This window comes from Marinitoga sp. 1155 (genome assembly GCF_001021175.1).
Lineage (GTDB): Bacteria > Thermotogota > Thermotogae > Petrotogales > Petrotogaceae > Marinitoga.
In genome coordinates this window covers 248038-254999 of sequence record NZ_AZAX01000001.1, presented here as the reverse complement: position 1 = coordinate 254999, position 6962 = coordinate 248038, and the positions used below count along the sequence as shown (strand labels likewise).

Annotated in this window: 6 protein-coding genes; 4 read left to right on the top strand and 2 right to left on the bottom strand. The window is 27.3% G+C overall.

What is annotated here, in order from left to right; genetic code table 11:
* Positions 1-250, bottom strand: a 250-nt coding sequence (locus X274_RS01255) for a hypothetical protein (protein ID WP_047264954.1), incomplete at its 3' end; no start/stop codon positions are given.
* Between the two features lie 1006 nt (positions 251-1256).
* Here X274_RS01255 and X274_RS01250 point away from each other — a divergent pair.
* Positions 1257-2780 (top strand): AAA-like domain-containing protein, encoded by a 1524-nt coding sequence (locus X274_RS01250; protein WP_047264953.1) that lies wholly within the window; start codon positions 1257-1259, stop codon positions 2778-2780.
* A gap of 131 nt (positions 2781-2911) precedes the next feature.
* Here X274_RS01250 and cysK read toward each other — a convergent pair whose 3' ends face one another.
* Entirely contained in the window at positions 2912-3793 is an 882-nt protein-coding gene (cysK, locus tag X274_RS01245) for a cysteine synthase A (RefSeq protein WP_047264952.1), read from the bottom strand.
* A gap of 177 nt (positions 3794-3970) precedes the next feature.
* Here cysK and X274_RS01240 point away from each other — a divergent pair, with 177 nt between their 5' ends.
* From X274_RS01240 to ychF, 3 genes are read left to right on the top strand one after another with little or no spacing between them, the layout of a single operon-like run.
* Entirely contained in the window at positions 3971-5443 is a 1473-nt protein-coding gene (locus X274_RS01240) for an FGGY family carbohydrate kinase (protein WP_047264951.1), read from the top strand.
* A gap of 38 nt (positions 5444-5481) precedes the next feature.
* Complete coding sequence (gene tsaE / locus X274_RS01235) at positions 5482-5874, top strand: tRNA (adenosine(37)-N6)-threonylcarbamoyltransferase complex ATPase subunit type 1 TsaE (protein WP_052913111.1); 393 nt, start codon at positions 5482-5484, stop codon at positions 5872-5874.
* A complete protein-coding gene (ychF, locus tag X274_RS01230) occupies positions 5871-6950 on the top strand; it encodes a redox-regulated ATPase YchF (protein WP_047264949.1) in 1080 nt (359 codons plus the stop codon). Before tsaE ends, ychF begins: the two co-directional genes overlap by 4 nt.
* Positions 6951-6962: the final 12 nt, after the last annotated feature.

Here is a 6962-nt window from a genome sequence, read left to right as displayed (position 1 = left end):
AATCTATATTACCTTTATTATCGAATATTTCCTGTTTTGTTAACTCACCATTTTCAAAATAATTTTTAAATACCAAAATACCATCTTTAGTATAATACTCGGAGGTTTTAATATTAATATCTTCTTTTAAAAAGTTTTCTGGCACTTTATTATTTTCAATATTTTTTTCCTGTTTTTCTATCTTAGTACATGATATAAAAAAAATACTGATAAAAATTATTAAAATATACACTTTTACCGTTTTTTTCATTCTCTCCCCGCCCTTTAAACTTTTTTGATTTTATAATTTTTCCTAAAATCCTGATATCAAAATCACTCAGTCGTCTGATAAATGAAAATTTTTTTGATATAATATCTGATTAGATGCATTTAATTAATGTTTTCTAATGATTAGTGTGTAATTAAAATTTTTTTTAAAATTTTTCTCACTTAGTATATATGATTTATTTAATAATATTATGATCAAATATTGCGAATTTTATAACTTAATAATTCATAATAAAATTTTATGAATGTATAATTTTTATATTATGTTACTGAATAATTAAAAGATATTATTTCCACTTATTCAATTCACAATAATTTTAGCAAAAAAAAAAAATAGTCAACGATATAAAGTAAATTTTGAGTAAATTTATAATCAACTTTTCTTTTCTTAAATTTAATAAATTTACATAATTATTTTATCACCTGATATATTTTTATGGTTAAATTTTTGTTTAATATATTGATGCAATTTTATATTCTCGCTATTAGATGTATTTTTTTTATTTGATGTTAGCAGATTTTTCAGAAAAATTCTGATAAATAATTTGTATAATAATCTTCCATATTCTACCGAAGGTATGTTTTCTAGCGATGGCTATTTATTTTACATTGCAAGAAAAAACTCATCACTGAGTTGTTTAAGAATATAAAAAATTTTAAGGATTTTTTTTATTATTTTGAACTCCTATTATTATATAATATACAAATATTTGATTTTAACATAATATTATATGGATTCAAAAATCAATGTGGTATAATTCAATTACATAAAAAAGTCTAAATTCTCACCAGAGGTTAAATATTCGCCCTGCAAATATTTACATGTTTTTAAAAAATTTTTTAGAGTTATTTTTAAAATATAATTTTTAATCCTATTACCACGGCAGCGTGTATATTTGCGGAGCAAATATAGAAATGTTTTTTATATTTAAATCTAAAAATTTTAATCCTACAACCCGCCGTAGGCGTGTAGCACCGGAGGTGAGATAATGAGAAGATTCTGCACAAGTGGACCCGTTGATAAAAAGACCTGTTATTATGTAGAAAGACCAGATATAATGAAAGAAGCACTTGACCATATAGAAAATTGGAGATACTTTACAGTATCAGCGCCAAGACAAGCAGGAAAAACAACATTGTTAAAAGATATAGTTGAAAAAATAAAGGATAAATATATTACTATATTTTTATCCTTTGAAGATTATAAAAATATAAAAACAGAAGAAGAATTTATAAAAATATTTTATGAAGAAATCATAGATGAATTAAAAAGATATAATTATACTGTAAAAGAAGTATTGAATAATATAAGAGAAATAAAGAAAATATTTGAAAAGATATATGAAAAAACTGGAAAAGAAGTAGTATTAATGATAGACGAATTTGAAAAATTGAATAATGAAGAAATAATGAATACATTTCTTCATGTAATAAGAAAAACATATCACAAAAAACAAATATACAAACTCAGAAGTGTAATATTAATAAGCGTAGGATATCTAAGTGGAATATTAGAAGACAATGCCAGTCCATTCAACATAGCAGAACACTTAGAAGTGCCATACTTTACCAAAGAACAAGTATATGATTTACTTTCACAACACGAAACAGAAACAGGACAAATTTTTGATGAAAAAGTAAAAGAATTAATATGGCATAACGCAGCAGGACAACCGGGACTAACCAATGGACTTGCATATGATTTAGTAATGAAAAAAGCAAAAGGAGAAAAAATAATAACAGAAAAACATTTTGAAAAAACATTATATGATTATATGAGAGTATATATTGATAAAAATATATCTAATATAATAAACAAAGCGAAAAAAGAAAAAAAATTAACGATGAAAATATTATTTGAACCAAATAATATAGAATTTAATATATATGATGAAAACATAAAATTCTTATATATAAACGGAGTAATAGACAATTGTGAAGGCATATGCTGTGTAAAAGTGCCGTTGTATTACAAAGCATTGTATGCAAGATTCAAACCACAAACTAATGGAGAAAGAAATAAAATGCTAAAATTTGAAGAAGATTTAAATAAATATATAGATGAGAATAAAAATTTAAAACTAAATGAACTGCTAAAAAGATATACAGAATACATAAAAAGTAGAGGAGCAGTAATGTTCAAAGGCAGAAACTATTATGAAGGGGTGTATCAATATAATCTTGACCAATTCTTAAGTGCATACATAGAATTACTTGGAGGAAAAGTATATCCAGAAACACAAATAGGCGGAGGAAGAATAGATTTAATGGTAATGTATAACAGAAAAGAATATTTAATAGAAATAAAAGCAAACATAATAAAATATGAATACGAAATAGCCAAAAGACAAATAAAAGAATATATAAAAAGAAAAGGACTAAAAGAAGGATGGTTAATAATATATTCAAATACAATAAAAGATTTTGAATATATAACAGAAGGAGAAAATGGAATAAAATTACATATTTGGTTTATAAAAACCAATTTTGAAAGTCCTTCAAAAGCAAAATAAAACAAATCTAAATCTAAATCTAACTTTTTAGAAAATATATTAATTTAAGAATTCTTAAAAAATACAATATTGAAAATTTTCATACAAATAAAAACACCGGATTTTAGAACCCGGTGTTTGTTTGAAAGTTTTTAAATCAAACTCAAATATTTATCTCCAGAATCTGGTGCAATTGTTACTATCTTTTTTTCAGGATATTTTTGTGTTAATTTAATTGCTGCCAAAATGTTTGCAGCAGCTGAAATCCCTACAAATAAACCTTCTTTCTTAGCTAAAATATCTTGCATTTCAAATGCTTCTTCATCTTTTATGGTTATAACTTCATCTAAAATTGTTACATCTAAATTCTTTGGAATAAATCCTGCTCCAATTCCTTGGATTTTATGTTTCCCAGGTTTTTTACCTGAAATAACAGCTGAATTTTCTGGTTCAACTGCAACTATTTTTATTTTATCTTTAAAAAATTTTTTTAAAACCTTTCCAACTCCAGTTATTGTTCCGCCAGTACCAACACCTGCTACAAAAATATCTAAATTGAAATCCATTTGTTTTAATATTTCTGGACCTGTGGTCAATTCATGAGCTAATACATTTGCAGGATTTTCAAATTGATTTGGCATAAAAGCATCTCTTTCTTTCACTATTTCCAATGCTTTTTCTATTGAACCTTTCATACCTTTGTCTGCAGGAGTTAATATCAACTCAGCACCATATTTTTCCAAGATTTTTCTTCTTTCAACACTCATACTTTCAGGCATTGTTAAAATTACAGTATATCCTCTACTTTTTCCAATTGCCGCCAGAGCAATTCCTGTATTTCCGCTTGTTGGTTCAACTATTATTTTTTTCTTTAATGCTCCATCTACTTCTGCTTTTCTAATCATAAAATAAGCTGCTCTATCTTTTACGCTACCTGTTATATTGTTTTTTTCAAGTTTAACAAATATTTTGTTTGGTTTTACAATTTTCGAGAGCATTATTATTGGTGTTCCGCCAATTCCTCTATCAATCATATTTCTCCCTCCCTAATGAAATTTATCACAAAATAGGATAATTTTTATCTGAATTATATTTTTATTATATCAAATACGATATAAAAAATCAAGTTTTATTATCAAATTTTATAATACAGATATATTTTATTTATGCTATAATATATTAAATAGTACTAATTGATAGGGGGGAATTTTATGAATTATTATTTAGCTATCGATGAAGGAACAAGCAGTACAAGAACTTTGTTATTTGATGAGAATTTTAAATTAATTGATTTATCGCAAAAAGAAATAAATATGATTTATCCAAAACCAGGATGGGTTGAACAAGATGCGGAAGAATTATATCATAAAACAGAAGAAACTATGGTTGAAGTGGTTGAAAGGAATAATCTCAGCTGGAATGATATTATTGGAATAGGAATTACAAATCAAAGAGAAACTATTGTTGCATGGGATAAAAATACTGGAAATCCATTAACAAATGCTATAGTATGGCAATGTAGAAGAACTGATGAATTAATTAATAGATATCCAGCCGAATTCTGGAGGGAGGTAAAAAGAAAAACCGGATTGGTAAAAGACCCTTATTTCTCAGGTTCTAAAATCGTATGGATGATAGAAAATGTACCAGCAGTAAAAGAAGCCTATAAAAACGGAAATTTAAAGGTTGGAACTATTGAATCCTGGTTGACATTTAAATTATCTGGAAAACATGTTACTGATCTTTCAAATGCATCAAGAACACAATTATTGAACATACATGCTCTTGATTGGGATGATGAAATTTTAAAGACATTTGGACTTTCAAAAGATATTTTACCTGAAGTTGTTGGTACTGCCATTGATAAAGGTTTTGAAACAAAATTTGGACCAAAGATTTATGGAATGATTGGTGATCAACAATCTGCGTTATTTGGTCAAAGAGCATTTGAAATAGGAGATGCAAAGTGTACTTATGGTACAGGTGCTTTTGTTTTGATGAATTCTGGAGCCATGCCACCAAAACCCCATCCCGGATTACTAACCTCAATTGGATGGAAAATAGACGATGAAATTATATATTCACTTGAAGGTAGTATTTTTACCGTTGGTGCGTTTTTTAAATGGTTAAAAGATATAGAAATGATTAAAGAGTATACAGATTTAGAAAAATATTCGAGGAATATTGAAAATGGAGGAGTTTACATTGTTCCAGCTTTAAGCGGACTTGGAACACCTTATTGGGATTCAGATGCAAGGGGTTTGATTATAGGATTAACAAGGGCAACAAAAAAAGAAAATATTATTAGAGCTGCTTTAGAATCTGTTGCCTTTAGTGTAAGAGAAGTTATAGATTCCATGCAAGAAGCAGTTTGGACAAAGATAAGAAAAATGAATGTTGATGGGGGTGCTACAAAAAATAAACTTTTAATGGAAATACAAAGCGACTTATTAAACGCAGAAATTTTTGTTCCTGAATTTCAAGAAATCACAGCTTTAGGTGCAGCTTTTATGGCCGCTATTGGTTCAAAAAATCTTTCTATTAATGAAATAAAAAATTTGCAATTTTCAGGTATAAAGATAATGCCAAAAGACAATGAAAAATTAGAAAAGGACTATTATATCTGGAGGGAGGCAGTATTAAGATCAAAAGGCTGGATAAAATCAACGAACATAAGTTATTAGAAATTGCCAAAATAATATCAAAACATTCATTTCCAGGAATGAAAATATTATTATATGGTGATTTAGGAACAGGGAAAACTACTTTTACAAAAGGATTTATAAAAAATTTGTTAAAGGATGAAAATTTAACTGTTACTTCTCCAACATTTGCTCTAGTCAGGGTTTATGATAATTCTGTTAGAATTTATCATGCTGATTTATACAGACTATCAGATCCTGAAGAAATCCCATATGTTGGATTGTTTGAAGATAATGATGGAATATATTTAATTGAATGGCCAGAACGGCTTGAATATTATTTGCCTGAGGAATATCTTCAAATACATTTGTTTTATAACAGTGATAATATGGAATATAGAGATATTGATATAATACCAGTTGGAAAAAGATATATAGATATATTCGAAAAATTAAAGGAGGAATTAGGATGAAGATAGGAATTTTAGGTTTACCTTTAACAGGAAAGACTACAATTTTTTCGTTATTGACTAATAAGCCATATGATGGTAGTTATAAGAAAGATGCGGAAGAAAGAGTGGCAAATGTTAGAGATGAAAGAATTGAAAAGTTAGCTGAAATGTATAATCCTAAAAAAACTGTATATGCTACATTAAATTTTATTGATATTCCAAGTTATAATCCTGCAGCCGATAGAAAAGAAAAGAATAGGATTTTACAGATGATTCAAACTGTTGATGCAATAATTCTTGTTGTTAGGGCATTTGAAAATGATTCAGTACCATTTCCAGAAGGTGCAGAAAGCCCTGTAGATCAGCTTGATACTTTAAAAACTGAAATGATTATTAGAGATTTAGAAGTTGTTGAAAACAGATTATCAAGACTCATTGAACAAAATAAAAAAAAGAAACCTACAAAAGAAGAAGAAAGACAGGTGAAAATTTTAGAAGAAATAAAACCGATATTAGAAGATGGAAAATTTGCTTCTAAAATTGAATTAAGTGATGAAGATAAAAAACTAATAAGTTCTTTAGCTTTATTTACATTAAAACCAATAATAGTTGTGGTAAATGTTGATGAAGACCAATTAATGGAAGAAGAATATCCAGAAAAAGAAGAATTGGTAAACGCATGTAAAGATGAAAATTTTGCATATATTGAGATTTGTGGTAAGACTGAAGCCGATTTAGTAGAACTTGATGATGATGAAAGAGAAGAATTTATGAAAGAACTTGGAATTGAAAGACCCGGAATCGATAGACTATCAAAAATAGTTTATGATCATTTAGGCTTAATAACTTTCTTTACTGTTGGGGAAGATGAAGTAAGAGCATGGACTATAAACCAAGGGACTACTATGAAAAAAGCTGCAGGAAAAATCCATACTGATTTAGAAAAAGGATTTGTTAAAGCGGAAGTTATGCATTATGAAGATTTAATTAATTTAGGCAGTGAAGATGAGGTTAAAAAGGCTGGATTATGGAGATTAGCCGGTAAAGAAGAAATAGTAAAAGATGGAGAAATCTTAACAATTAGAGCGAACGCTTAAAAAATGGAGGTT

Coding starts and splice junctions, on each gene's coding strand:
- tsaE (WP_052913111.1), top strand. CDS start 5,482: ATGAAAATATTATTATATGGTGATTTAGGAACAGGGAAAACTACTTTT.
- X274_RS01240 (WP_047264951.1), top strand. CDS start 3,971: ATGAATTATTATTTAGCTATCGATGAAGGAACAAGCAGTACAAGAACT.
- cysK (WP_047264952.1), bottom strand. CDS start 3,793: ATGATTGATAGAGGAATTGGCGGAACACCAATAATAATGCTCTCGAAA.
- ychF (WP_047264949.1), top strand. CDS start 5,871: ATGAAGATAGGAATTTTAGGTTTACCTTTAACAGGAAAGACTACAATT.
- X274_RS01250 (WP_047264953.1), top strand. CDS start 1,257: ATGAGAAGATTCTGCACAAGTGGACCCGTTGATAAAAAGACCTGTTAT.